This window comes from Flavobacterium limi (genome assembly GCF_010645075.1).
Lineage (GTDB): Bacteria > Bacteroidota > Bacteroidia > Flavobacteriales > Flavobacteriaceae > Flavobacterium > Flavobacterium limi.
The window spans coordinates 234608-260300 of record NZ_JAADZV010000001.1; the positions used below are offsets into that span (position 1 = coordinate 234608).

23 protein-coding genes are annotated in these 25693 nt (G+C 33.5%); 6 read left to right on the top strand and 17 right to left on the bottom strand.

Annotated features, from left to right (window positions below; translation table 11 throughout):
- Positions 1-155 precede the first annotated feature (155 nt).
- A complete protein-coding gene (locus GXM16_RS01030) occupies positions 156-1145 on the top strand; it encodes an aspartate-semialdehyde dehydrogenase (protein WP_163391863.1) in 990 nt (329 codons plus the stop codon).
- A 116-nt stretch (positions 1146-1261) separates the two neighbouring features.
- Here GXM16_RS01030 and GXM16_RS01035 read toward each other — a convergent pair whose 3' ends face one another.
- The 7 genes from GXM16_RS01035 to GXM16_RS01065 form a co-directional block, all read right to left on the bottom strand.
- Positions 1262-1579 (bottom strand): 2Fe-2S iron-sulfur cluster-binding family protein, encoded by a 318-nt coding sequence (locus tag GXM16_RS01035; protein WP_007805184.1) that lies wholly within the window; start codon positions 1577-1579, stop codon positions 1262-1264.
- A gap of 64 nt (positions 1580-1643) precedes the next feature.
- A complete protein-coding gene (locus tag GXM16_RS01040; RefSeq protein ID WP_163391866.1) occupies positions 1644-2126 on the bottom strand; it encodes a hypothetical protein in 483 nt (160 codons plus the stop codon).
- A gap of 202 nt (positions 2127-2328) precedes the next feature.
- Complete coding sequence (locus tag GXM16_RS01045; protein WP_017494691.1) at positions 2329-2568, bottom strand: NifU family protein; 240 nt, start codon at positions 2566-2568, stop codon at positions 2329-2331.
- A gap of 74 nt (positions 2569-2642) precedes the next feature.
- A complete protein-coding gene (locus GXM16_RS01050) occupies positions 2643-3773 on the bottom strand; it encodes an Mrp/NBP35 family ATP-binding protein (RefSeq protein ID WP_163391868.1) in 1131 nt (376 codons plus the stop codon).
- A gap of 260 nt (positions 3774-4033) precedes the next feature.
- The gene (locus GXM16_RS01055) at positions 4034-6463 is read right to left on the bottom strand and encodes an ABC transporter permease (RefSeq protein ID WP_163391870.1); all 2430 of its coding nucleotides are present in this window, start codon (positions 6461-6463) and stop codon (positions 4034-4036) included.
- Positions 6464-6588: 125 nt separating this feature from the next.
- Positions 6589-7296: an ABC transporter ATP-binding protein gene (locus GXM16_RS01060; protein ID WP_163391872.1), complete on the bottom strand. Its 708-nt coding sequence runs from the start codon at positions 7294-7296 to the stop codon at positions 6589-6591.
- Between the two features lie 83 nt (positions 7297-7379).
- Positions 7380-8624 carry an efflux RND transporter periplasmic adaptor subunit gene (locus GXM16_RS01065; RefSeq protein ID WP_163391874.1) on the bottom strand — a complete coding sequence of 415 codons (1245 nt, stop codon included), beginning with the start codon at positions 8622-8624 and terminating at the stop codon, positions 7380-7382.
- A gap of 154 nt (positions 8625-8778) precedes the next feature.
- Here GXM16_RS01065 and GXM16_RS01070 point away from each other — a divergent pair, with 154 nt between their 5' ends.
- The 3 genes from GXM16_RS01070 (at position 8779) to GXM16_RS01080 (ending at position 13041) form a co-directional block, all read left to right on the top strand.
- Positions 8779-10122 (top strand): sigma-54-dependent transcriptional regulator, encoded by a 1344-nt coding sequence (locus GXM16_RS01070; RefSeq protein ID WP_163391876.1) that lies wholly within the window; start codon positions 8779-8781, stop codon positions 10120-10122.
- 136 nt (positions 10123-10258) lie between these two features.
- Entirely contained in the window at positions 10259-11584 is a 1326-nt protein-coding gene (locus tag GXM16_RS01075) for a sensor histidine kinase (protein WP_163391878.1), read from the top strand.
- A gap of 245 nt (positions 11585-11829) precedes the next feature.
- Entirely contained in the window at positions 11830-13041 is a 1212-nt protein-coding gene (locus GXM16_RS01080; protein WP_163391880.1) for a L,D-transpeptidase family protein, read from the top strand.
- On the opposite strand, the gene GXM16_RS01085 is transcribed toward GXM16_RS01080, so the two are convergent.
- The 5 genes from GXM16_RS01085 to GXM16_RS01105 form a co-directional block, all read right to left on the bottom strand.
- On the bottom strand, positions 13042-13368 hold the full coding sequence (locus tag GXM16_RS01085) for an MGMT family protein (protein ID WP_163391882.1): 327 nt from the start codon (positions 13366-13368) through the stop codon (positions 13042-13044).
- Positions 13369-13487: 119 nt separating this feature from the next.
- Complete coding sequence (locus tag GXM16_RS01090) at positions 13488-14126, bottom strand: LysE family transporter (protein WP_163391884.1); 639 nt, start codon at positions 14124-14126, stop codon at positions 13488-13490.
- A gap of 40 nt (positions 14127-14166) precedes the next feature.
- Positions 14167-14844, bottom strand: coding sequence for a tRNA (guanosine(46)-N7)-methyltransferase TrmB (trmB, locus tag GXM16_RS01095; protein ID WP_163391886.1), 678 nt, complete (start codon positions 14842-14844; stop codon positions 14167-14169).
- A gap of 180 nt (positions 14845-15024) precedes the next feature.
- A complete protein-coding gene (locus GXM16_RS01100; RefSeq protein WP_163391888.1) occupies positions 15025-16410 on the bottom strand; it encodes an ammonium transporter in 1386 nt (461 codons plus the stop codon).
- A 261-nt stretch (positions 16411-16671) separates the two neighbouring features.
- Positions 16672-17163: a nuclear transport factor 2 family protein gene (locus GXM16_RS01105; RefSeq protein WP_163391891.1), complete on the bottom strand. Its 492-nt coding sequence runs from the start codon at positions 17161-17163 to the stop codon at positions 16672-16674.
- Between the two features lie 415 nt (positions 17164-17578).
- Here GXM16_RS01105 and GXM16_RS01110 point away from each other — a divergent pair, with 415 nt between their 5' ends.
- Positions 17579-18262 (top strand): hypothetical protein, encoded by a 684-nt coding sequence (locus tag GXM16_RS01110; RefSeq protein WP_163391893.1) that lies wholly within the window; start codon positions 17579-17581, stop codon positions 18260-18262.
- Positions 18263-18381: 119 nt separating this feature from the next.
- On the opposite strand, the gene GXM16_RS01115 is transcribed toward GXM16_RS01110, so the two are convergent.
- The 4 genes from GXM16_RS01115 to GXM16_RS01130 all read right to left on the bottom strand — a co-directional run bounded on the left by GXM16_RS01115 (position 18382) and on the right by GXM16_RS01130 (position 22883).
- On the bottom strand, positions 18382-18696 hold the full coding sequence (locus GXM16_RS01115) for an HPF/RaiA family ribosome-associated protein (RefSeq protein WP_163391895.1): 315 nt from the start codon (positions 18694-18696) through the stop codon (positions 18382-18384).
- A gap of 103 nt (positions 18697-18799) precedes the next feature.
- Positions 18800-21940 (bottom strand): DEAD/DEAH box helicase, encoded by a 3141-nt coding sequence (locus tag GXM16_RS01120; RefSeq protein WP_163391897.1) that lies wholly within the window; start codon positions 21938-21940, stop codon positions 18800-18802.
- Positions 21937-22332 carry an NUDIX domain-containing protein gene (locus GXM16_RS01125; RefSeq protein WP_229684168.1) on the bottom strand — a complete coding sequence of 132 codons (396 nt, stop codon included), beginning with the start codon at positions 22330-22332 and terminating at the stop codon, positions 21937-21939. Before GXM16_RS01125 ends, GXM16_RS01120 begins: the two co-directional genes overlap by 4 nt.
- A gap of 83 nt (positions 22333-22415) precedes the next feature.
- Positions 22416-22883 carry a hypothetical protein gene (locus GXM16_RS01130; RefSeq protein WP_163391899.1) on the bottom strand — a complete coding sequence of 156 codons (468 nt, stop codon included), beginning with the start codon at positions 22881-22883 and terminating at the stop codon, positions 22416-22418.
- Positions 22884-23132: 249 nt separating this feature from the next.
- On the opposite strand from GXM16_RS01130, the gene GXM16_RS22965 reads away from it, so the two are divergent.
- Positions 23133-23255 carry a hypothetical protein gene (locus GXM16_RS22965; protein ID WP_262892342.1) on the top strand — a complete coding sequence of 41 codons (123 nt, stop codon included), beginning with the start codon at positions 23133-23135 and terminating at the stop codon, positions 23253-23255.
- Here GXM16_RS22965 and GXM16_RS01135 read toward each other — a convergent pair.
- Positions 23224-25683, bottom strand: coding sequence for an AsmA family protein (locus tag GXM16_RS01135; protein ID WP_163391901.1), 2460 nt, complete (start codon positions 25681-25683; stop codon positions 23224-23226). The genes GXM16_RS22965 and GXM16_RS01135 overlap by 32 nt on opposite strands.
- Positions 25684-25693: the final 10 nt, after the last annotated feature.

Consider the following 25693-nt stretch of genomic DNA (forward strand, 5'->3'; position numbering starts at 1 on the left):
TAAAGTCTAACTTAACCGCTTCTTGATTGAGGCGGTTTTTTTTGTTTTGTTTAATTTGTAACAATTTGTTATTTTTTGTGAATCGAATTGTATTAGTATTTATTATCCTTACTTTTGCAATCTAAATTAGAACATCCATAATAAAAAATATAAAAATGAGAATAGCGGTTGTAGGCGCCACCGGTATGGTAGGCGAGATAATGTTGAAAGTATTAGCAGAAAGAAATTTTCCGGTTACAGAATTAATTCCTGTTGCTTCAGAGAAATCTGTAGGGAAGGAAATCGAATATAAAGGTCAAAAATATAAAGTGGTTGGTTTACAGACCGCTGTTGATTTAAAAGCTGATATCGCTGTTTTCTCAGCAGGAGGTGATACTTCATTAGAGTGGGCTCCAAAATTTGCTGCTGCCGGAACAACGGTAATTGATAATTCTTCTGCCTGGAGAATGGATCCGACAAAAAAACTAATCGTTCCCGAAATCAACGCAGAATCTTTAACTAAAGAAGATAAAATCATCGCAAATCCAAACTGTTCTACTATTCAGATGGTATTGACTTTGGCTCCTTTGCACAGAAAATACAATATCAAAAGAATTATTGTTTCTACTTATCAGTCTATTACCGGTACTGGTGTAAAAGCGGTGAGACAATTAGAAAATGAGTATGCAGGGGTTGAAGGTGATATGGCATATAAATACCCAATTCACAGAAATGCAATCCCACAATGTGATAGTTTTGAAGCTAACGGATACACGAAAGAAGAAATGAAATTAGTTCGTGAAACTCAAAAAATTCTTGCTGATAATACGATCAGAGTTACGGCAACTGCTGTTCGTGTTCCTGTTGTTGGAGGTCACAGTGAGGCAGTAAATGTTGAGTTCACAAATGATTTTGAAGTGAATGAAGTTCGCGAAATTTTACAAAATACTGATGGAGTAGTGGTACAGGATGATTTGGATGCATTTTCTTATCCAATGCCTTTATTTGCTGAGGGTAAAAATGAGGTTTTCGTTGGAAGAATCCGTCGTGACGAAAGCCAGCCAAATACACTTAACATGTGGATCGTTGCTGATAACTTAAGAAAAGGAGCGGCTACAAACACAATCCAGATTGCTGAGTATTTAATTCAGGCTGGTTTGGTATAAACTGAGGTTACAAAAATTGTTATAAAAAGAAAACCGTAATTACGAAAAGTGATTACGGTTTTTTTATGAGTATAGTCCAAAATAAAAGCGAGAACATAATTCTCGCTTTTTATATTTTAATATTCCGGAGCCAGTTCAAGTTCCAAACCTTCTAATTCTGTAGTAATTGGAATCTGACATCCTAAACGGCTGTTCGATTTAACATAAAATGCTTCTGAAAGCATGGCTTCTTCATCATCTCCCATTTCCGGTAATGCAACATCATTTAAGACATAGCACTGGCAGGAAGCACACATGGCCATTCCGCCACAGGTTCCTTCAACAGGAAGCTCATATGCTTTGCATAACTCCATTATATTCATTGCCATATCAGTTGGAGCCTGTAATTCGTGTATAACTCCTTCCCGGTCTTTAATCTTTATTAATACATCCATTTTAAACTATTGGAATTTTACTTATTATAATTTGATAACGTGAACAATATCCTAAAATTATTTGCTAACTACTTGTTTTTAAGCTAAATGCAAATTCTTTTCTGCTGCTTTCTTTAAGGTGCATTTTGGCACCTAGTATATTTCCCCCTTTTTCTAATAAGGTAACAATGGCAATTACTGAATAATAATCTTTATCCAATTGAAAAATTAAAGTACCCTCATAAGTGGTATTTACTATTCCTTGTTTATCAGTCGAAGATGATATTTTTCTTGGATGTGAAAACTCTGCTGAGTTGTAAGCCGCCTTATTTGAAAATTTTGGCTTTCCTTCACAAAAATCATACAAAAAATCATAATTACCTAATCGCAAGCTACCTTCTTCGCTATTTCTATTAATCAAAAAAACAATTTTTCCGGAATAGCTGTAATCAGACCATTCTTCTGATTCATTCAGCCAGGCTTTGTCTACAATTAATGTTTCTGTACCTTGCTGAGCATAATTAATAGCAACCCAAAACAATAATAAGAGTATGTAATATTTTTTCATGATTTAAGATTTAGGGGTTATGTTACAAATTTAAGTTAAATGTGTAACAATTTCTTAATAAAATGTCTTAAATCTTTGCGTTATTTTTTATTGAAATCGTAAAAAATATTGTCTTTTGATTGTTTAATTGAAAAAAATCTATTAAAACAGGTCAAATACCCATTATTCTTGTTAAATGTTCAAACTAAAAAAAGAGCGTTTATTACATAATATTTACCACAGTTTCTATTTGCGGAGCATATTTTTTGATAGTTGTTTCTACACCTGCTTTTAAGGTCATCTGATTAACGCTGCAGCTAATGCATGCCCCTTCAAGACGCACTTTTACATGTTTATCGTCTTCTATTGAAATCAGCGTAATGTCCCCGCCATCAGAATTTAAAAAAGGTCTGATTTCATCAAGGGCCAGTAATACGTTGCTTGTTAATTCTTCTGTTGTCATAATATTAATGTGTCAATTAGAGAATGTGTCAATTAGAGAATGAAATTTTCTAATTATCAAATTATCTCAATTATCTAATTCTTTTTAACTGCTGAACAACCCGCCATTGTTGTGATTTTTATGGCTTCTGTTGCAGGCAGGCTTTCATTTCTGTTTACTGTTTCCTGAACTACGTTTCGTGTAATTTCTTCAAATACAGTTTCAATTGGTGAAGCTGTTTGTAAAGCTGCCGGACGACCATAATCTCCTGCTTCACGAATAGATTGTACAATTGGAACTTCTCCTAAAAATGGAACATTTAAATCCTCTGCCAGATTTTTAGCTCCTTCCTGGCCAAAGATATAGTATTTATTGTCAGGTAATTCTTCGGGTGTAAAGTACGCCATATTTTCGATAATTCCCAAAACAGGTACATTTATATTCTCCTGCATGAACATTGCTACTCCTTTTTTGGCATCTGCCAAAGCCACAGCTTGCGGAGTACTTACCACAACAGCTCCTGTGATAGGTAGTGACTGCATGATCGAAAGATGAATATCTCCTGTTCCCGGAGGTAAATCAAGAAGCATAAAATCAAGTTCTCCCCAATCTGCATCAAAAATCATTTGGTTCAAAGCTTTCGCGGCCATTGGCCCTCTCCATATTACGGCCTGACTTGGTGCTGTAAAAAAGCCGATAGAAAGCATTTTGATTTCATAACTTTCAACAGGTTTCATTTTTGATTTTCCGTCAACAGTAATCGAAACTGGTTTTTCGTTTTCAACATCAAACATAATTGGCATAGAAGGGCCATAAATATCAGCGTCCAAAACGCCAACCTTAAATCCCATTTTTGCCAGTGTTACGGCTAAATTTGCAGTGACAGTAGATTTTCCAACGCCTCCTTTTCCCGAAGCAACAGCAATAATATTTTTGATTCCAGGAATTGCACGGCCTTTAATTTCGGCTTTTTCAGGAACTTCAACTTTAACATTTACTTTAATTTTTGCTTCTGGCGATACTAATTCATGAATCGTTTTTTTGATATCGTCTTCTGCTCTTTTTTTTATATGCATGGCAGGCGTATGAAGTACTAAATCTACCACAACTTCATCACCAAAGGTAATAACGTTGGCAACTGCACCACTTTCAACCATATTTTTACCTTCTCCCGCTATAGTTATCGTTTCTAAAGCTTTAAGAATTTCTTTTCTATCTAATTTCATTTTGATATAATGTTTTCTAATGATCGAAATTAATTTTTTATTCAACTAATTTCAGTTTGCAAAGATAAGGCATTAAGTTCGGATTTTTTAGTGTTTTGAATTGTATTTGTTGATATTACAATTATTCAAAATGATTGGATTACATATTTAGAAGAGAGTCTGAATAATTCTTTTTTTTTAAATGCAGAAATTAGATTGAATAAAAACAAAAAACCGCCAAAATTCTGATTTGACGGTCTTTAAAAAAATGGCCTACAAGTTTATTCGTATTTTAAGTATTTCAGAATATCAATTTTAGTTACCTGATATGCTTTTGCCAAAACTATTATCAAAGTTAATGCCAATAATAAAATTAGTGCAATAATAAACGGAAGAGTTGAAATATTAATCCTGAAAGCAAAATTTTCCAGCCATTTTTGCAATAAAATATAAGCAGGAACAATTCCTGTTACAAATCCGATTATGCAAAATAGAATATATTGTTTTGATAATTCTTTTAGTAAAATATCTGTCTCAGCGCCTAATGTCTTTCTTATGGCGATTTCTTTCAGTCTTCTTTCCATAGAAAATGAAGCCAGGGCAAACAATCCAAATACGGCAATAATGATGACTACTAAATTCAGAATAAAAAATAAATCTTTTTGTTTTATCTGTTCCTGATAGGTTTTGGCGAAGCCTTTATCTACAAATTCATAATCAAAAGGATAGTCCTGATTGATATTTTTCTCCCAATATGATTTTAATTTATCCAATGTTTCAGGTAAATTTTCAGGTGAAACTTTTACATAAATGTTGTCAAAATTATTCCATTTTAAAGTTTTTAGATTTATAAAAACCATGGGTGGCACCTTATCTTGTAATCCCGTAATATTAAAATCTTTTACAACCCCAACAACTTTAAATTTTAAATTTCCTTTTTCATTTCCCCAACCAGAAGTTATAATGGTATTGACCGGATTTTTGAGGTTGAGAGTTTTGGCGAGTGTTTCGTTTATCAGCCAGTTGTCTATAGTATCTGAAGCAAACTTTGGAGATAAATCTCTTCCCTGAACTATTTTGATTTTCATCATTTCGAGAAAACCAAAATCCATTTCTACATTTCGTGGCTGAACAAAAATACCGTTATGTGTCAAACCTGAACTGGAGTTTGTACTGTTTCCAAAAGTGCCGGCAAAAGTAGAAATGTCATCAACTCCTGATATTTTTCGTAATTCTTGTTTTGCAGTCAGATATTTTTCTGTTTTTTTATCGCGTTCATGATAGTTAAACGAAATTTTTAGGACTTGCTTTCCAGAAAAACCAAGTTCTTTGTTCATCATATAATTTACCTGGGAGTTTACAATTAGTGCTCCAATAATAAAAAAGGCAGCAATACCAAATTGAAAAATCAACATTGAATTTCGGATCCAGATACCGCTTTTGCTTCTGGAGAAATTACCCTTTAAAACTTTCAGTGTTTCAAAATTCGAAATATAAATGGCAGGAAAAATGCCGGCAAGAATGATTACTAATCCAAATATAAAAATAAGCTGAAGGTAAAATTCACTGCCATTCATAGTCAAAGTCTTCTTCAAAAAAGTATTGTAATAAGGAAGCGACAGTTCTACAACTGCCAAAGCAAAAACAATAGCCATTAGTACAATTATTGCTGTTTCAAATATAAACTGTACTATAATTTGGTTTTTAGTAGCACCAACGATTTTACGAACGCCAACTTCCTTTGCGCGTTTTATAGCCGATGCTGTTGCCAGATTAATATAATTTACCAATGATAAAGTCAAAATTAAAATAGATAAACCTGCCATGATAAAAAGCAATTGCAGATTTCCTCTTCCTTCCGGAAAATTATGATTGTTGGAGCTTTTCGTACCATGTAAACGAGCCGTTGCCAATTGATCAAGAATAACTGAAATTTCTCCGTTTTCTTTTACGTATTGTTCAGGAGTTTGCCCGTTTTCTTTTGCATCTTTTAAAGTCCTGTTGATATAATTAACATGCTGCATTTTTTTTAAAACCGTGTTTGCATCAGCCCCTTTTTTGGTTTTAATCATTAGGCCGTAACTGAAATTTCCCCAGTTTTGCTCATCACCCTCGCGTACTATTCCGCCAAAAACAAAATGAGGCTCAACAGATGAAGGACTAATAATTTTATATACTGATTTTATAATATAATCTTTGTTATAGTAATTGAGTGTTTTACCAATTGGATCCTCATTTTTAAAAATTGACTGAGCCATTTCTTCAGAAATTGCGACGCTGTTTTTTTCTTTCAGGATATTTGTTTTTGCGCCTTTTACAATTGGAAAAGGGAAAATGCTAAAAAAACCATTGTCAGCCACGGTTATTTTTTTATCAAATATTTTTTGATTTTGGTACTTTATCAGTCCGTCATCGTACCAGGAATTTAAGAAGGTTATTTCTTCGATTTCCAAAATAGTGGCTTTACACGTTCTTCCAAAAGGTATGGAACAGGAAGACCAGGTATCTCCGGTCATCCCGATTTTATTAAGGACCTGATACGTGTTTTCTTTTTCAGGATTCCATTGGTCATATGCGTGTTCATTATTCCAATATAAAATAGCAAAAATCACACTTGCAATTCCAATGCTTAATCCTAAAACATTTAAAAACGAAAACAGTTTATTTTGCTTTAAATGATAAATAAATATTTTAAACCAGTTAAAAATCATGGTATTTATTTTTAGTTAATGCAGTTTTTTTACAAACCGATTTTTTTTAAATAATTGATAATACTTTACAAAAAAATCCCACCAGGATTGTGATTGCTGTTATAATAAAATTGATCATTTTGAAATTATTTAGCGTTCATAAAAACATCAACATTTCGTTGATTTAATTTTTCAGAAAATATTACACCATCTTTCATATGAATCGTTTTTTGCGAAAACGAAGCATCATAATCAGAGTGGGTCACCATCAAAATAGTGGCGCCTTTGGCATGCAGATCAGTCAAAAGTTCCATTACTTCATTACCGTTTTTACTGTCCAGATTTCCGGTTGGCTCGTCGGCCAGAATGATTTTGGGATTATTTACCAAAGCTCTTGCAACGGCAACTCTTTGCTGCTGTCCTCCCGAAAGTTGTTGTGGAAAATGTTTCAGACGATGTGAAATATTCAGTTTTTCAGCAATAGCTTCAATTTTTTGTTTTCTGTCCGAAGCTTTTACGTTATTGTAAAGAAGCGGCAATTCGATATTGTCATAAACAGACAGTTCATCGATCAAATTAAAATTCTGAAAAATGAATCCTATGTTTTCTTTACGGACCTGTGCTCTTCCTTTTTCTTTCAGGCCAATTATTTCCTGATCTAATAATTGATAGCTTCCGTCAGTTGCGCTGTCTAAAAGGCCAATGATATTTAATAAAGTAGATTTTCCACAGCCAGAAGGTCCCATGATAGTTAAAAAATCACCTTTTTTGATTTCTAAAGAAATGTCGCTCAATGCTGCCGTTTCTACTTCTTCGGTTCTGAAGACTTTGGTTAAATTTTGAATTTTTATCATAATGGTAAAGGTGTTAAATGTTATTGACTGCGTTTTTTGATTGATGATTGATGTTTTTTATTTTTTTGTAAAATGCAAGATGATTAATTATTGCTAATCGACAGTTCTTCAATATCCTTATAATCTGAATAGGATGAGGTGATTACGGATTCTCCTTCTTTTAATCCTTCGAGTACTTCATAGTAAGATGGATTTTCCCTGCCTAATTTTATGTTTCTTTTTTCAGCTTTATTGCCTTTGACTACAAAAATCCATTTACCTGCCGTTTCCTGATTAAAGCTTCCTTTTGGGACTACTAAAATTTTGTTTCTTTCAGATAAAATCAGTTTTACTCCAAAACTAAGTCCGTCCTGTAAAGTAATATTTTCTTTAGAAGTGAAAGCAAGTTCTACAGTAAAATGCCCGCCTTTGACCTCCGGAATTACTTTGGTTGCCATTATTTCAACGGTTTTACCCTTAAATTCTACCTGACCTTTTAAACCTTCCCTGATTTTTTCAAGGTAAAATTCGTCAACCTCTGCAACAAGTTTGTATCCTTTATTAGAATCAATTTTTCCGATGCTTTCTCCGGCCTGAAATGTTTTTCCTAAGACCGGTTCAAAAGAAGTCAGTCGTCCGGATTCAGGGGCAGTAATCAGGAAATTTTTTTTATTGTTTCGAAGGATTTCCAGACTTTTTTCCATGGTCTGAATCGAACGGTTTATTTGTGAAATCTGCAATTGATTGGATTGCTTTTCCTTCTGAATGCTCTGCTGAATCGTTTTTTTACGCTCTTCCTGAAAACGTAAATTTTCTTTAAAAGTATTCCAGTCATTTTTGGAAATTACATCTTTAGCAAACAATTTCGAATTCATATCGTATAATCTTCTCGCATCGTTATAATCGTGTTCAATCAAAACCAAATCTTTATTTAAGTTTAATTCCTGATTTCTGATGTTTAATTTTCCTGTATTCAGATTATTAATTTGTTCAATAATAGCGGTTTCCTGGGTCATATAATTCAGTTCTGTATTGGGATTATACAAACGTGCCAGTGATTGTCCTTTGGTAACCATTGCTCCGTTTTCAACAAAAATTTCTTTTACAGATCCGCCTTCGGTAACGTTTACCAGCATAACATTCAGTGGTTCAGCCTTTGCCTGAAAAACAACAAAATCTTCAAAAAAGGCTTTTTCAATTTTTTGAACTGAAATTTCTTCTGCTTTGACATTTAAGGTTCTTTTTGAATTGAAAGAAAAAAAGATCAGTACAGCTAAAACTAAAAAAACTCCAATTGTTATTGTGAGATATCTAATTTTTCTATTTTTACGAGGAATTACCTTGTCCATTTTAAATAATTTACTGATAATCAATAGGTAAATACTGTGCCATTAAATTTATTATTTTTAAAGCATTGATTTTAAAGTAGCTTTCAAAACCGTTTTAAAGAACAGTGTCCGATAATGAACAGTTGACTGTTCGAAAACGGACAAAAAAAACAGCATGAGAAAAAAGCAAGCCCAAATATTAATTGTTGACGATCAGGAAGAAATCCTTTTTTCGGCCAAAATGATTCTCAAAAAACATTTTGAAACCATTTTTACGACACATAATCCCAAGAAAATAATTTCTCTTTTAAGCGAAAATGAAATAAATGTGGTTCTGCTAGATATGAATTACCGCATTGGTTTTGAAGACGGGCGTGAAGGTATTCACTGGCTGAAAGAAATTAAAATACTTTCTCCACATACAATTGTAATTTTAATGACGGCTTTCGGAAAAATAGAAACCGCCGTTGAAGGCATAAAAATAGGGGCTTTTGATTATGTTTTAAAACCTTGGCATAATGAAAAATTGCTTGAAACCATTGATAAGGCTGTCGCCGAAAGCAGAAAAAACAACAAAAAAACAATCATAGAAAAAATCGAAAGGAGATATTTTACCGGAACTTCGCAAAAAATAAAACAAGCTTATTCTATTGCTGAAAAAGTAGCAAAAACGGATGCCAATGTTTTAATTTTAGGCGAAAATGGAACCGGAAAATATGTTTTTGCCGAATTTATCCATCAGAATTCAGAACGAAAAAATTTGCCTTTTATTCATGTCGATTTAGGTTCTCTAAGTGAAAATTTATTCGAAAGTGAACTTTTTGGATATGCTAAAGGCGCTTTTACAGATGCCAAAACCGATACGCCCGGAAGATTCGAAATGGCACAAAACGGAACTATCTTTCTGGATGAAATTGGTAATATTCCACTTCATTTACAATCTAAATTATTGCACGTTTTACAGACAAAAACCGTTACACGTTTGGGTGAAAGTAAATCAAGACCATTGCATGTCCGAATAATTTCGGCTACCAATAATGATATCAAAGCAGAGGTAAAAAACAAAACCTTTCGTGAAGATTTACTGTATCGTATCAATACAATGGAAATAAATCTGCCGCCTCTGCGCGAGCGAAAAGAAGATATTGTTCCGATGGCACATTTTATTTTAGAAAATATCGCTGAAAAATACAATCAGGAAAATATACATTTTCAAGAAAATGTAGGACCTTATTTAGAGCGCTATCCATGGAAAGGAAATGTTCGCGAAATGGAAAACAAGATTGAAAGGGCTCTGATTCTGGCTGATAACGATACGATTTCTGTTCATGATCTGGATATTCTGGATTTTGATGAAATTCAGGAAAACGAAGAAAATCCGTTGTCTGAAATGGAAAAAACGGCTATTGAAAAAGCACTTTTTAAATACCACGGCAATATCAGTAAAACGGCCGATGAACTGGGTTTGTCACGAGCCGCTTTATACAGAAGGATTGAAAAATACGATTTAAAAACATAGGGTAATAATTTTTTTCCCGCAGATAAAAATGATTTAATTTTAATAATCCGCCAACTCTGCAGAATCTGCGGGAAACTTAAATTTAAAGATTTTGAAAAATCATTTTTTTAATTCGTGGCAATAAAAAAATAAATTAATGAAAAACTGGAAATTTCATAACGCATTATTCATAAGGGTTGTATTTGTAATATTGCTCTTTTTTTTGTGCATTTTTTTAATTTTCAAAATGTTTTATTACAACGCCATTCTGGTTGTTGCTTTTACTCTTTTAATGGTAGCCGAAATGTATTTCTATGTCCGAAACCAATCTCAGTTTTATGACCGGACTTTACTTTCGATTCTGCATAATGATTTTTCAAACCATTTTCCTGAAGGAAGTAAAAAAGATAATTTTAAAAACCTGCATCTTTTATATGAAACCTTAAAAGTGCAGCAGCAGGAACAGACTTCAAAAGAATTGATTTATCTTTCTCTTTTAAATAATATCGATACGGCAGCCTTAATTCTCGAAAAAGAAAACCATGACTGGAATATTTTTTTGATGAACGACTGTTTTTCTGATTTGTTTAAAGTTCCCAAAGTGAGTCATTGGCAATATCTAAAAAATTATCTTCCCTCACTTTGCACTGAAGTTGAAAAAATGGAATTCAGCGAAATAAAATCGGCTATTTCAATTAAAATTGAAGAACAGGATTTGCAGACTTTTATATTGCAGACTTCCAGAACACAAACCTACAATAAAGAATATTTTATCATTTTACTGGACAGCATTCAGCGTGTTATTGAGAAGAAGGAAAAAGAAGCATGGATCAACCTGATGAAAATTATTTCACATGAACTAATGAATTCGCTGACGCCAATCCGTGCTCTTTCGCAGAATTTACTTCAGATTGTCGATCAGGAAAAGCTGGAAGAAGACGATTTTGAAGATATAAAAAGCAGTATTTCAACTATTATAAACAGAAGTGACCACCTTCAGGTTTTTGTTGAAAATTATCGAAAACTGGCCATGCTGCCAACTCCAACAAAAGAAATGGTTTCGATAAATTTACTTTTTGAAGACTGTCTGCGTGTTATGAATCCGATTCTTAAAGCTGAGAATATCGAATTAATTAATGATATTCACAGTTCACGTTCAATCTTTATTGATAAAAATCAAATGGAACAGGTAATTATCAATCTGATTACAAATAGTATTTATGCTCTCAAAGAAAATTCTGAAAAGAAAATTTATGTATCAAGTTATACAGAAAATAACCGATTCTTCATTTCGATTTCAGATAACGGAAAAGGAATTGACTCTGAGATTCGGGATAAAGTATTCTTACCCTTTTTTACTACAAGAAAAGACGGAGCCGGAATTGGTTTAACACTTTCAAAAAATATCATCGAAGCGCATGGCGGCTACTTAAGTTTTCAAACAGATGAAGACAAAACCAGTTTTATAATCTGTCTTATCTGAGTGTAGTAAAATTCTGCACATCAATATGTTAAGTGGTATTTTGATCTAATGTGAATTTTAAAATATGTTATAAAGATTCTATAAAACTATTCCTGACATTGTGTCGTAAATTTGAAATACCCTAAATTTTTGATTTTCAATATTTAAAAATATAGTGAAAAATCATTTTGAAGGTTTCAGATTTTTAATATGGTTACGCTGTTTTTTTAAATAAATAATTCTAAAATATTTAAAAAAATAACATCATGAGACAGTTATATAAATTCCTCCTAATTATAGCAATAGCTTTTTTATTGACTTCATTTGGTTTTAAGAATAAAGATATAAAGCCAATTGACAATCTGCATTTAAAAGAAAATCCTGCATTTCAGAATAATTCAGATTCGAGCAGCACAAAGTCTAAATCATCAAAAGAAGTTTATCTTTTATCCAGACAGTATGACCGTCTTCAGACTGCTTTAGACAAATACGAAAGAATCCAAAGAAAAAGATTGTGGAAAAAAATCGATATTGACAGTGCAACTTATAAAGAACTAAAGCCTTTTGACAGCAGTACAGTAGTAAAACAGATCCGTGAACGTTTGTTTGTAGATGGCGACTTGAAAAGAGACTCAAAAAGCAGTTTATATGATGAGGAGCTTATGGCCGGTGTTTTAAATTATAAAAAAAGATACGGTCTGAAATTAAATTATAAACTTTCATTTGAACATATAAAGCAAATGAATGAGCCTGTATCAGAGAGAATCAGAACCATAAAATTAAACATGGAGCGTTGTCGTTTGATTCCTGAAAATTTGATAGAGGCAAGAGATTATATCATGGTAAATATTCCATCATACAAACTATTGTATGTTAAAAATGGAGCAAATGAGTTTACCTCTGATGTTTTTGTAGGAACTACCTGGGCTGAGACTGAAATTTTCAGCAGTGCAATGGACAGAGTAGTTTTTAGTCCATACTGGAATGTTCCGCAAAGTATAATTGACAATGAATTAAAACTTAATATGGCCAGAGATAAAAACTATCTGGAAGATAACAATATGGAATGGAACGGAGGCAAAGTAAGACAAAAACCAGGACCTAAAAACTCTTTAGGACTAGTAAAATTTCTATTCCCAAATCCGTTTGATATTTATATGCATGACACACCGGCCAAAAGTTTATTTATGTTTGAACAGCGTACATTTAGTCACGGCTGTATCAATATAAAAGAAGCTAAAAAATTCGCTCATGTAATATTGAAAGACGATCCCGACTGGACAGATGAAAAAATCGACAGTGCGATGGATGGCGTAAATGAAACAACTTGCATTCTGAAAAATAAGATTCCGATATACATAGGTTATTTTACTTCCTGGGTAAATGAAGAAACAGGTGAGATTTATTTCTTTCCGGATGTGTATCAAAAAGATAAAGAAAGAGATTCAGATAGCACTAAAGGTTTGGTAATGGATTAATTATTGTCCTATTTCAGGCTGCCAAAAATGTTTGTCAAAATCAACGATTTGATTGTTAACGACTTTAATGCCTTCGTTTTCTAAAAGTTGCTGCATTAAATTAGTTCCGTCAAAATGATGTTTTCCGGTCAAAAGTCCTTTTCGGTTTACGACTCTGTGCGCAGGTACATCATCCATATTGTGACAGGCATTCATGGCCCAGCCAACCATTCGCGCAGAACGTGCTGTTCCCAGTGCTTTTGCAATTGCGCCATACGAAGTTACTTTCCCATAGGGAATTTGTCTCGCAATTGTATAGACTTTTTCGAAAAAATTTTCTTCAGCCATAAGTTTGGTTGTTTGCCACAGATTAAAAGAATAGGATATGGTTTTATTAACGATTGAAACACCTTTTTTGCCCTATTGCCAAAGAAACCCGTTTAATCTTTTAATCTGTGGCTTATTATTTATCCGAAGTAATAATTGAGAATATTAAAAAGCGTTACAAGGGCTACTAAACCTGTTATGCTCCCTATTATAGTGTTCATGTTTCGCATTAAGTAATCCGTCTTTTTTTCTATTTTTCCAAAGAAGGCAATGTAACTGTACAAAGCTGCAAATGAGCCCAGGACAGATCCTAATACAAATGTGAAAATAATATTGTTTTCAAATACAAAAAGCCGATAGGAAGACAATGTTACACTTACAACTACATAATAAGGAATAGGGAAAAAGTTTAAACCAGAAAGCAGCATTCCCAAAAAGAAGCGGCTTTTTTTACTGCTTTTCTTAATTTTTGATTTTTTCTTACCTGTTGGTTTTTTTGCAATAAATAAAAAGTAAATCGTTAAAAATGAAAAGGTAACAAAGCCAATTTCGCGTAACAGTGTTACAATGTCCGGACGATTGTCAATGACACGTGCGAACAAAACAGCTACAGTAACCTGAAAAAGTATTACCAGCACAGCGCCAATTACAAACCATAATGCATTTTTTTTGCCTTCTTTCAGGTTTATTTTTGCAGCTGTCATATTGAGTAAACCTGGTGGAATAATCCCAATTACAGCAGCAATAAAGCCCGAAAATAAAGGTGTTAAATATGTCATTTAGTAGCTTGGCGTTATGTAAAAGTCTGAAAAAAAGTAACTAGTCCTTAATTTTAAAACGAATATACGTAATTGCCTTGTTAATTTCTAAATATTGTTTTTCATAAAAAGTCTGGATAGAAGTTACGACTTCCGGACTTCCTTCATTTTTATACACATTATGGTTGGCATATAAAACTTCGTGACCTTCACCATGAAGCAATCCCAAGGTATAACCGTGCATGAATTCACTGTCGGTTTTCAGGTTTACTACGCCATCTTTTTTGAGTATTTTTTTATACAATTTCAAAAACTCAGAATTGGTCATTCTGTGTTTGGTTCTTTTGTATTTGATCTGCGGATCCGGAAAAGTAATCCAGATTTCGTCTACTTCGCCTTCAGCAAAAATATGATTAATCAATTCGATCTGAGTCCGTACAAAAGCCACATTATGAAGACCATCCTCAACAGCAGTTTTAGCACCTCTCCAGAAACGGGCACCCTTAATGTCGATTCCGATAAAATTTTTGTCCGGGTATTTTTCAGCCAGTCCAACAGAATATTCTCCTTTTCCACATCCTAATTCCAAAACTAACGGATTGTCATTTTTAAAGAAATCAGTATTCCATTTTCCTCTTAACGGAAATGAATCGCTTACAACTTCTTCTCTCGTTGGCTGGAAAACATTTTCAAATGTTTCGTTTTCCCTGAATCTTTTTAGTTTATTTTTACTTCCCACTTTTACAAAAAATTTTCCGCAAAATTAAGGAATATAAACGAATGAATCGGGCGAATGGATTTAAAAACAACAATATTATTGTCCAAAAGAAAATTAAACTTATTTATAAACAAAAATTGCACAGATTCCGAAGATTTTTTTAATCTTAGAGAATCTGTGCAATCCTGATATAGTTTTTATTTAGTTTCCGTAATGTGGCTCTGTAATAGCACTAGATTTTGGATCCAGAGTTTCATCATGCTGCGATAAATCCAGACCAATTAGTTCTGACTCTTCTGAAACTCGTAACGGAATAATGAAATTCGTTACTTTGAATAAGAAATAAGCTCCGAAGAAAGTAAAAACTGAAACGAGAACCAATGCCATCATGTGATGCCCAAAAACATTCCATCCTCCGTGAAGCAAACTTGCATCTTCGCCATGAGCAAAAATAGCTGTTAAAATCATTCCCATTATACCTCCAACACCATGACAGGCAAAAACGTCAAGGGTATCATCAAATCTTTTTGAAAAACTGCAGTTTACAGCAGAGTTTGAAACTAAAGCAGTTATAAATCCAAAGAACATACTTTCAGGAACCGATACAAATCCTGCGGCTGGTGTTATCGCAACCAGACCTACAACAGCACCGATACAGGCTCCAAGTGCAGAAACTTTTCTTCCGTTCATTCGGTCAAAGAAAATCCAGGTTAACATAGCTGCAGCTGATGAAGTTGTTGTGGTTGCAAAAGCCATAGCGGCAGTTCCATTAGCTGCAAGAGCAGAACCGGCGTTGAACCCGAACCAGCCAAACCACAACATTCCGGTTCCTAATAATACAAATGGAATATTGGTTGGAATATGCTGACTGTTCTTTCTTTTGCCTAAAACGATAACCCCTGCTAAAGCGGCGAATCCGGAACTCATGTGTACTACTGTTCCTCCGGCGAAATCTTTTACGCCAAAATAGCTTCCCAAAACACCTGTAGGATACCACACAGCATGACATAAAGGAGCGTATATAAAAATGGTAAATAAGCTGATGAAAATTAAATAAGAGATAAAACGAACGCGTTCTGCAAAAGATCCTGTGATAATGGCAGGACAAATGATGGCAAATTTCATCTGAAACAAGGCAAAGAGCATAAACGGAATTGTATTAGCCAATTGTTTGTGAGGTAAAACGCCTACATAATCCATAAAGGCAAAAGTAGTAGGATCACCAAAGAAACTGTAAAAATGATCTCCTGAACCAAAACCAACCGGTTCTCCAAATGCCAGACTAAAAGCCACTACAGCCCATAAAAGCGTAACAACCCCAAGACAGATAAAACTCTGTAGCATGGTCGAAATGACGTTTTTCTTGCCTACCATTCCCCCGTAAAAGAAAGACAGACCCGGTGTCATAATTAAAACGAGACAAGAAGATGTCAACATCCAGGCAACGTCTGCCGTAACAATATGATCAGTAGTACCAAACTTTGACAATACATAATCATTTTCTGTAACCGTTGGCCAAAAAGCCCCCGTGATACAAACGATACTTATCATAATAAAGGAAATGATCCAGCGTTTTTCTATTTTCATTTTCAAATACTTTATTTAACCCTATTTTTTTTGGGGGCAAAGTTAAAAAAAAATAAATATTTTAATTTTAAGGGCTAACAAAATAGAGGCTTGATTTTTATTTTAGTAAATTTTATAAAATTCAGCCTGTTTTTTTGAGAGTATCTTATTTTGTGCTTCTAAATTTACGCTATTATTGCCAAATATATTATAATAGAATTGATATTCTCAGTTGTAAAGTGCCAGAAAGCCAATGATTAGAATAAGAATGAAAGATATTGCTTATTTTTTTTGAAGTTTGGCAATCAGAATATCTTCGATAGGCGCTTTTATTTTAACAATAGCATCCACTTCATCATTCGGAATGGTCATGGATAAAACATAATGCTGAATTTTCCATTCTTTTCCCACTTTTATCAAAACGCCTGAGCCACGGCAAATTTTCATTTGGGTATTCAGCAATTCGTCAAACCAGGCTATTTTTCCGGATTTGTCAAAAAAGATGTGGCGTTCCAATGCAGTAAAATTCCAGGTTGTGCCTTTTTCGAAATACGGTTTCGCCCAGATTTTAAAATCAGGTTTTGTCCAGTTTTCTGTGGCGTCTGTTCCAATGTAAACCGCGTCTTCGGTCATGGTATTAAAATAAGTGTCGAATTTTACATCAGCCGCGGCTTTGTGCCAGGCATTAAGAGTCTGGTTAATTTTGTCTTTTTCGGAATTTTGGGCATTGGCAAAAGAAGCAACTAATAAAAGTAAAAGAATGGTGTTTTTCATATATAAGAATTTGAAGTTTAAAGGTATTATTTTTTACCATATAAGTGATATAAGTTCATTCTTAGTATTGTGTATAGTATGTGAAATTTAAAATTACTGCTTGTTATTGAGTTCATAAAAGTTTATTCAAACACATAGAAAAACAATAGTTTTATGTAGTAAAAAGAGTTGAATAAAGAATACATTTTTTTACACATAGTTATGTGTTTTCAAATTAGTGAAACGCCTTTTTTCAGCGCTCTGAGACTATGTTTCTATGTGTTAAATAATTACAAATCAATGAGATTTGTTCATTTTGATTTTCTTATATGTCTTTCAAAGGTTATTAACAAAGTAACTCAAAACTTAAATTATCTTATATTCACTTATATGGTGGAAAAAAATTATATTTGGAAGCTTTTTAAACACCTCAATCATGAATTCAAAAATCTACATAAGTTCTATCGTTATTGCCTCCTTAGTTTTTATTTCCTGTAAAAAAGAATTAGAAGTTCAGCAGAATACTTCAACATCAGAATTGGTCAGACTAGGACTTGCAAAAGACACGTCTAAAACTACTGCTCCGTTGGCACAGGCTCCCGTTACAAACCCCAATACAGTTTTAGGAGAAACAAAAGGACTGAATCCGGCACACGGACAACCGGGACATCGTTGCGATATTGCGGTTGGAGCGCCTTTAAATTCGGCACCAACGCAACAAGGGCAGGTTACCGCTCAGGCACCGCAAACCGTTCAGGTAAATGCTGGCCAGCCCAATATGGTTACCACAAAAACGGTAACTGCTGCTCCGGTAAAAGTAGGGAAAGGAATGAATCCGTCGCATGGTCAGCCGGGCCACCGATGTGATATTCCGGTTGGAGCGCCGTTGAATTCGCCGGTTACAAAACCAGCTACTACAACCGCTTCGACAACACAAAGCGGAACAGTCGAAAAATCATTTACCGTAACACCTCCTGCGAACAATGCAGTCCCCTCTTTATTAAGTACCGAATCGACTGAAACAAAACCGGCAGCCACAAAGGACGGCACAAACCCCGTACACGGACAGCCGGGACACCGCTGCGATATTGCAGTAGGAGCTCCGTTACCGAAGTCCTAGTTATAAAAAAAATTAAACCATATAAGTTATGTAAGTTCATTTTAGTTTAAGCACTTTTAAAAAGCTTGTCTGAACTTATATTACTTATATGGTTTAAAAAAAAACGGGAATTCTATATTTTAATGTGCTTTCAGTTTTTCGAAAGTTGTAGTTAATGATTTTTTGGCTTTTGCCAAAGCACCACTAAAGGCTTTTTCCAGAGTTTCGGCGTGTTCAGTTACAGTGATTGGCTGTAAATTTGCAATGCGGACTTCAAGAACGCATTTTTTATCGTTTAAGCTGAATTTCTCTCCGTTTTCATCTCCAAAGTGTACTTCGATACGGGTGATTTTATCTTCAAAGCGTGCTAAACCTTTTTCTAATTCTTCAGAAAAATAGTTTTCTAATCTTTGATGTCCTTCTATGTTTTTGTCGGTATTGATTTGAATTTTCATAATGATTTGTATTTAATGATTGTTTCTCAAACTTATCTTTTTTTAGATGAAAAGGCAAGTGAGTTAAGGAAAGATTATGAAAAATTTTTGGGGATTTTTAAAATTAGCCTATTGACATTTTTGCAGATTCTTTCCAAAGATAATTTGGAATAGGCTCATTTAATTCCCATTTAATATTCATAGGTTTTTCTCCTTCATTTTCTTTAAAATTTGCTTCTCCAATAAAAACATAACCCATTGTATTTCCCTTTTCATCTTTTGCTTTTTCTCTGATGAAAAGTAAAATCTTTTTGTCATTTTCCTGATGTTTAATATATGATAATCCTTTACCGATATCAGGTCTTGATGAATTTTGACTTTGCCAGTGAAATAAAGTTTCACTAATTGCATAATCATCATACATTGTGGTTGGAGAAAAATTTTCTTCAGATTTTATTAAGTTGATAAACAGTAATTCGGTGTTTAAATCTACATTTTCTGCAACACCTTCCCGACTTGGTGACTTTCTCTCAAAAGTACTTAATCCAAATGCAACTAAAATTTGATCTCTTGTATATCTAGCGTGCAATTTTAAAGGTTGATTATAAGGTAATTGAATTTCTATTTCTTTAAAATCAACTTTATCAATTAATATTTCTAATACCTCAATAATTTCATCAACCAAAAGTTTATTTTTTCCGATGGCTCTAATACTTTCTTCTAAAGAATTATAACCACCCGCATTTTGCCAAATGTCATAATGTAGCATTAGTAACATCGCTTTTTCATTCTCATTAAATTCCCCAATGTTTATATTGAAGTTTAATTTTGCTATTTTAAGAATAAAATTAAAATAACTTGTTGAGTTCGTAGAAAGCCATTTATTGCTTATTGCAGAGTAAATTTGTTTTTCATTTATACTTTCAAAATCATCAATTATTCCTGCTCGTTGACATAATCTTGACCAGCTATATTTTTTGTAAATTGATTCAATAGGAATATGATAGAATTCAATAAAATTATTTAAAGTTAAAGGCAAATCGGTTTGATGTTGAAAATTCATGATTTTACTTGTCAATTGATTTACATTTAATGATGTAGCTTTTTTAATATTTTCAAGAATTGTTTCTTTAGCTTTTTTCTCTAAAACAATTGAACAACCTAATGGTAAATGTGGAAAATCATCTTCTATTTCCTTTTGAATTGATGTTGTTGTTTTACCTATTAATGCTCTAAATTTATTTTCAAAATCGTATTCAGGTCTTGCATTTCCAACAAAATCTAAAACAGTTAAACAATCTTTCCCTTCAGCTAAACGTAACCCACGTCCTAATTGCTGAAGAAAAACCGTTAAACTTTCTGTTGGTCGTAAAAACAAAACTGTATCAATTTCGGGGATATCAACACCTTCGTTAAAAATATCTACTACAAACAAATAATTGAATTCTTTTTTCTTGAATTGTTCTCTGATCCGATCTCTTTCATTTGAATTTTTACTTGTCAACCATTCTGATTTTAAACCAGCTAAGTTAAATTTTTCAGCCATAAAAATAGCGTGCTCAACTGTTACACAAAAACCGATAGCTCTAACATCGCTTATATCATTTGTATATTTATCAAGATTAGAAATTATCTCACTTACACGAACATCATTTTTAGTATATAAACTTGTCAATTCACTTGCTAAGTATTTTCCTTTTTCCCATTTGGCATTGGTTAAATCAATGCTGTCAGTTATTCCAAAATATTGAAAAGGACATAATAATTTTTTATTTAATGCTTCAGGAAGTCTAATTTCAGCCGCAATACGATTACAGAAATCCTCAAGAATATTTTCATTATCCATTCTTTCTGGAGTTGCTGTTAAACCTAATAAAATTTTAGGCTTAAAATAATTTAGAAAAGGTCTATAGCTTGAAGCCGGACCATGATGGGCTTCATCTAAAATGATGAAGTCATAATAATCGGGTGAAAGTTTTAATTCTTTCAATCTACTATTTAAAGTTTGGACTGAAACAAAAAGATATTCATTAGATTTTGGCTCAATTCCATCAACCCATAAATCTCCAAAATTATTGTCTTTTAAAACACCTTGAAAAGTTGCTTTCGCTTGTTGCAGAATTTCCTTTCTATGCGCAACAAAAAGCAGTTTAGATGATTTATTATTGCTTCTAAAAGTTTTGTAATCAAATGCAGAAATCACAGTTTTTCCTGTTCCAGTAGCTGCAACTAAAAGATTTCTATATCTATTATGTACTGTTCTTTCAACTTCTAATTTTTCTAGAATTTCATTTTGATATGGAAAAGGTTTAATATCAAAAAAGGATGTTGTAAAAGTATATTCTTTAGAAAATTTACCCTGTTTAAGAGCATCAACTAATTTATCAGAATGTATGGTTTTGTCATATAATTCAAAGTCCGCATTTTGCCAATAAGTTTCAAATGTTTTTTTAAATTTATCAATAATATGTCCAACCTCTTTAGTTGTAACTTTTAAATTCCATTCCAACCCGTCAGTCAAGGCAGAACGAGAAAAGTTAGATGAACCAATATATGCAGTATGAAAGCCTGTGTTTCTTTCGAATAAATAAGCTTTTGCATGTAATCTTTCATTACCTACATTATAAGAAACTTTTACCTCTGTATTTTCCAAAGAAGCCAAAAACTCAACTGCTTTTGAATCTGTTGCGCCAATATACGTTGTTGTAATTATTCTAAGTTTTCCACCTCTTTCTGTAAATTCTCGGAGCTCACGTTCGAGAATTCGAATTCCCTTCCACTTAATAAAAGAAACCAATAAATCGATTCTATCTGATGACAATATTTCTTTTCGTAATTCACTTTCTAAAGTTGTCCCCGAATTTCCACCAGTAAAAAGTTCACTGTGAATTAATCTAGTATAAGGTGTAATTTCTTTTAAATGTAAATCTAAATCAGTAAAATGAGCATCAACTTTTGTAAAAATAGCTTTTAAAATTTTTCCTTCTGTTTCAATTAAATCATCATCAAACTCTTCCTTTTTAAGTTCTTCTTTTAGAAATAAAATAATTTTATTTGAAATTTCAATTTGTGTTTCAATCGCATCTTCCCCTTTAATTAAGGTGAAAGCATGTTTAATAGTTTTACCGATATGTTGAGATAGCAATTGAGATGCTTCTGCTTTGTCTATTGTAGTTTTTTTTACCTGAAATGTATCTTTATCAAGTTCATTTATTTTGTAATTGATTAGTTTTGTCACTAATTCTTCATAGAGTCCTTGATTCATATTCCAACTTTTAAAAATTCTTCAACGATTGGCAAATCCGCTTCTGCCCAATCTAAATTTAATAATTCTGATCTTTCTAACAACTTAAAACAATTATGTTCTGCTAAAATAATCTCACCTGAGATATAATTAGCCAAAAAAGGAATTAAATTTATTTTAAAAGTACCGTAATCATAAATACTATTTGAAAGTCTTCTAAAAACATCAATTTCAATATTTATTTCTTCTTTAATTTCTCTTTTAATACATTCTATTTCATTTTCATTTTCTTCAATTTTACCTCCAGGAAACTCCCATTTTAAGGGTAACTTCATTTTTTCACTGCGTTGTGTAACTAAGATTTTTTTATCTTTCAAGATAATTGCACATGTGACGTTTATGATTTTAGTCATTTTATAGAGTGATGAATAATTATTAACGAAGCCTAATATTAATAAAATATAATCACATTAACTATTCTTATTGTTTTTAGATGTTATGGTTTTTCAGGATACATTATATTAAAGTAATTTTCAAAAGCTTTACAAAGTAATTCTTTATTTATTGCAAATAATTCATATCTAATATCCATATGTTTAATGTATTCTTCACCACTTTCGCTAATTTCTTCACCATTAAGTTTTCGAGTTAATAAAACACTTAACAAAACGTTATCGCATTGATGGAATTTTGGGTAATATCTATAAATGAATGACCAATAATCAAATTTATCTTCGCTTTCTTTGTCTTCTTCATGATCGTTTTCTTCGAATTCATTAATTACTAGAAACTCTAGCCAACTTATTGCTTCTCCGATTCCTTTGTAAAAAGAATTTCTTTCCAATTGACTTTCAAAAGTGTATTTTTTTACGTTGATTATTTTTTCATAATCTGTTAGAGCCTCATTGTTATGATACTTCGTTATTTGCTCTTTACCGAAAATTATCTTTACTAAATATTTCATTTTTTGATTATGGATTTTGATATTATTCTAAAAAATATTTTAAATCTAGATTGATTCAAATGTAGTTTTGAAATGATAATTGACCCGCCTACAATTGTCCTCATTAGAAAATAGTTTTAAACGTTAAATATTGAAGTAAACAAAACTATTCGAATGTTAAATTTCGTGCAACGGCATAAAAGGCACATATGATAAAAAAACGCCAATCATTTTCCTGATTGACGTTAAATACTATTTCTAAAAATTCTTATGAAAACAAAACCCCTAGCCCTGATCGAAGTGTCATCCTTTTGTGCCGGGGTTCGGGACAAAAGATACAGCGGAGAGCAGGAAGCTGCTCCTAATTATTCTTATCCTTCTTCCCCCATTTAATTTTCATCTTGCCATCGACATCTACGGCGAGTAAATGCAGTACGATTCCGCGTTGGCGAACGGCGTCGCGTTCGGCCTGAGTGGCGAGTTTGGCATCGTCTTTTGAGTTTCGGAGTGGGACGGTCATGGCCAGATTGGTACCCCGGCCAAAGGAATAAACGCCCGTGGCATCCATGTTGAGTACGCTGGAACTGATGGTGAGGGCATTGACATCGACCTGCTCGCCGCGAAGTTTGAAATTGCCGGATAAATCGCTGAACGTAATGTTCTCGACATCGCGAAACGGAAAAGCAAACTTACCCACTTTCATAATAGGCTCGAAGTTAAGTAAAGCGCCCTGACTGACACTGAAGGTAAGGTTTCCGTATGCCGAATTCCGGATGAGTTCGCCGCTGCTGTTGATCAAACCGGTTAGATTGGCGCTGCTGCTGAGTTTTCCGCGCATATTATCTGGAGAAAACGATGTGATACCGAAGTTGCTGAACGACTTTAAAAAGCTGGCAATGTCAACCTGATTTACCTGTGCGTTGGAAACGAAATTGAAGTTTTTGCCTTTTGGAGAGACGGTGGTGCTAAAACTGATGCTTCCGCCACACGTCTGCAGCGAGCCGTTTTTGATGACCAGCCGTGAATCGATCATCTGAATCTGGGCTTTGGTGTTGGTTGCGGTCAGTTTGTTATAGATGATTTTATCGGCTTTGATGCTGATGTCAACGATACATTTTTCGATTGCAGTCCGCAGCTGATTCGATACAGAAGGTTTTTTGGAGGTGGTTTTCTTTTTTTGTGAAGAGGCCAAAATACAAAGAAATTGTCTGATGTCGAGGCTCGGGCAATAAATGTCCCAGTTGACGACCATTTTTTCGGGGGCGTCATAATACAAATTCAGGAAATTGTCGATTCGGCCTTCAATGAAAATCGTGTTTTTTTGGTGTTTGTAGGCGATTTTTTTAATCAGCAGTGCTTCCTGAGTGAATTCGAGCTCAACATTGATTTTTTCGGCGTTAACGTTTTTCGGAATAAAAAGAAAAGAAGCATTCTGAACGTTTACATTGCCAATAAAACGGGGTTTGGTAATGTACAAATCGACAATGTCAAACTGAAATTTTAGGTTGGCTGTGGCGTGTCCATCGGTAAAATTAATCCATTTTTCGGTGTTTTCTTCGTTGAGGTTTTGGATATCGAAGTCAGAATTTACGATTCCGGTTGCAATTGGCTTATCCAGATTGTTAATCGATAATTGCGGAATTTTGAGCGGAACATTTTTGTATTTCCCCGAAAAGCGCGTCAAAATAATCGCTGAATTGGCATCGGTAAAACCTGCTTTTGGCTTGAAATTATTGGTAAAAATGCCTTTAAAACTGCAATCGGTAATCAATCCGTCGGGAATGGTGAGTTCGTTATTGTGAACTTCGGCCTGAACGACAATTCGAGGGTCGCCTTCCGCATTAAAATCGCCTTTGATGTCGCAGTTCACATCAATTTCGTTTTTCAAATTAAAACGATCGAGCTTAGAACTGATGTTTGCCGAAAGCAAATTGGAGGCATTTTGCCATAAAATAGAGGTGCTGATATTGATGCCGAAAAGGGCATTTCCTTTGGCAAGATTGAAAAAAGCAACAATATCAAAAGCATCTTTTCCTATTTTTAGATTCTCGGTTTTGACGTCTATTTTATCTTTTTCGGCCCCATAAGAAACAGCAAAAGTACCTTCGAGTATTTTTTCTTTGGCGAAACTCCCGTGAACGGTATTAAAAGCCAGACTTTTGATGTTGGTTTTCAGGAATACATTGGTCTGCCAGTTTTTGTCATCGTATTTTACTTTCGATTTTAAACTGGCAATATCAAAATCAAATAATTTATGTCCGATGCGATTGTCTACTATAAAATGCACTTCATTGAGATCAATCTGATCAACAGTGGTTTCGGTTTCAGATAATGTTTCAGATAATTTTTTCTTTTTGGGTTTAAAAATATTGGCGTTCGAGTAGCCATTTTTGGCTTTGTACACATAAATCTGAGCTTCATTGATCAGGATTTTGTGAATGTTGATTTCGCTTTGCAGCAGACTCCAGATGTTTAAGCGGACTTCAATTTCGTTGGCTTTTAGTAAAGTATGTTTGTGGGTATTCCATTGATTGTCTTTTAGCTCGACGTCTTTCAACGCCAGCGTAAAATTCGGGAAACCGGTTAAAAATTTATACTGAAAATCACCCACATGAAATTTTCCGTTGATGTTTTCATTTATTTTTGTGTTGATTCTGGCTATGATTTCAGTTTTGTTCCGGTTGAAATAAAAGGATAAGGCTCCGGAAGCCATTACAATGACCGCAATACATCCTAAAATAAAAAAGCCAAAACGTTTGGCGTATTTTTTAAAACGATTTGATTGCAAAAAATTCTTTATATGGAGTAAAATGGCTGTCATGGAAATGAGT

Excerpts from the sequence above, each read along its gene's own strand:
- GXM16_RS01030 (WP_163391863.1), top strand. The coding sequence starts at position 156 with ATGAGAATAGCGGTTGTAGGCGCCACCGGTATGGTAGGCGAGATAATG.
- GXM16_RS01035 (WP_007805184.1), bottom strand. The coding sequence starts at position 1,579 with ATGGATGTATTAATAAAGATTAAAGACCGGGAAGGAGTTATACACGAA.
- GXM16_RS01040 (WP_163391866.1), bottom strand. The coding sequence starts at position 2,126 with ATGAAAAAATATTACATACTCTTATTATTGTTTTGGGTTGCTATTAAT.
- GXM16_RS01045 (WP_017494691.1), bottom strand. The coding sequence starts at position 2,568 with ATGACAACAGAAGAATTAACAAGCAACGTATTACTGGCCCTTGATGAA.
- GXM16_RS01050 (WP_163391868.1), bottom strand. The coding sequence starts at position 3,773 with ATGAAATTAGATAGAAAAGAAATTCTTAAAGCTTTAGAAACGATAACT.
- GXM16_RS01055 (WP_163391870.1), bottom strand. The coding sequence starts at position 6,463 with ATGATTTTTAACTGGTTTAAAATATTTATTTATCATTTAAAGCAAAAT.
- GXM16_RS01060 (WP_163391872.1), bottom strand. The coding sequence starts at position 7,296 with ATGATAAAAATTCAAAATTTAACCAAAGTCTTCAGAACCGAAGAAGTA.
- GXM16_RS01065 (WP_163391874.1), bottom strand. The coding sequence starts at position 8,624 with ATGGACAAGGTAATTCCTCGTAAAAATAGAAAAATTAGATATCTCACA.
- GXM16_RS01070 (WP_163391876.1), top strand. The coding sequence starts at position 8,779 with ATGAGAAAAAAGCAAGCCCAAATATTAATTGTTGACGATCAGGAAGAA.
- GXM16_RS01075 (WP_163391878.1), top strand. The coding sequence starts at position 10,259 with ATGAAAAACTGGAAATTTCATAACGCATTATTCATAAGGGTTGTATTT.
- GXM16_RS01080 (WP_163391880.1), top strand. The coding sequence starts at position 11,830 with ATGAGACAGTTATATAAATTCCTCCTAATTATAGCAATAGCTTTTTTA.
- GXM16_RS01085 (WP_163391882.1), bottom strand. The coding sequence starts at position 13,368 with ATGGCTGAAGAAAATTTTTTCGAAAAAGTCTATACAATTGCGAGACAA.
- GXM16_RS01090 (WP_163391884.1), bottom strand. The coding sequence starts at position 14,126 with ATGACATATTTAACACCTTTATTTTCGGGCTTTATTGCTGCTGTAATT.
- GXM16_RS01100 (WP_163391888.1), bottom strand. The coding sequence starts at position 16,410 with ATGAAAATAGAAAAACGCTGGATCATTTCCTTTATTATGATAAGTATC.
- GXM16_RS01105 (WP_163391891.1), bottom strand. The coding sequence starts at position 17,163 with ATGAAAAACACCATTCTTTTACTTTTATTAGTTGCTTCTTTTGCCAAT.
- GXM16_RS01110 (WP_163391893.1), top strand. The coding sequence starts at position 17,579 with ATGAATTCAAAAATCTACATAAGTTCTATCGTTATTGCCTCCTTAGTT.
- GXM16_RS01115 (WP_163391895.1), bottom strand. The coding sequence starts at position 18,696 with ATGAAAATTCAAATCAATACCGACAAAAACATAGAAGGACATCAAAGA.
- GXM16_RS01120 (WP_163391897.1), bottom strand. The coding sequence starts at position 21,940 with ATGAATCAAGGACTCTATGAAGAATTAGTGACAAAACTAATCAATTAC.
- GXM16_RS01125 (WP_229684168.1), bottom strand. The coding sequence starts at position 22,332 with ATGACTAAAATCATAAACGTCACATGTGCAATTATCTTGAAAGATAAA.
- GXM16_RS01130 (WP_163391899.1), bottom strand. The coding sequence starts at position 22,883 with ATGAAATATTTAGTAAAGATAATTTTCGGTAAAGAGCAAATAACGAAG.
- GXM16_RS22965 (WP_262892342.1), top strand. The coding sequence starts at position 23,133 with ATGAAAACAAAACCCCTAGCCCTGATCGAAGTGTCATCCTTTTGTGCC.
- GXM16_RS01135 (WP_163391901.1), bottom strand. The coding sequence starts at position 25,683 with ATGACAGCCATTTTACTCCATATAAAGAATTTTTTGCAATCAAATCGT.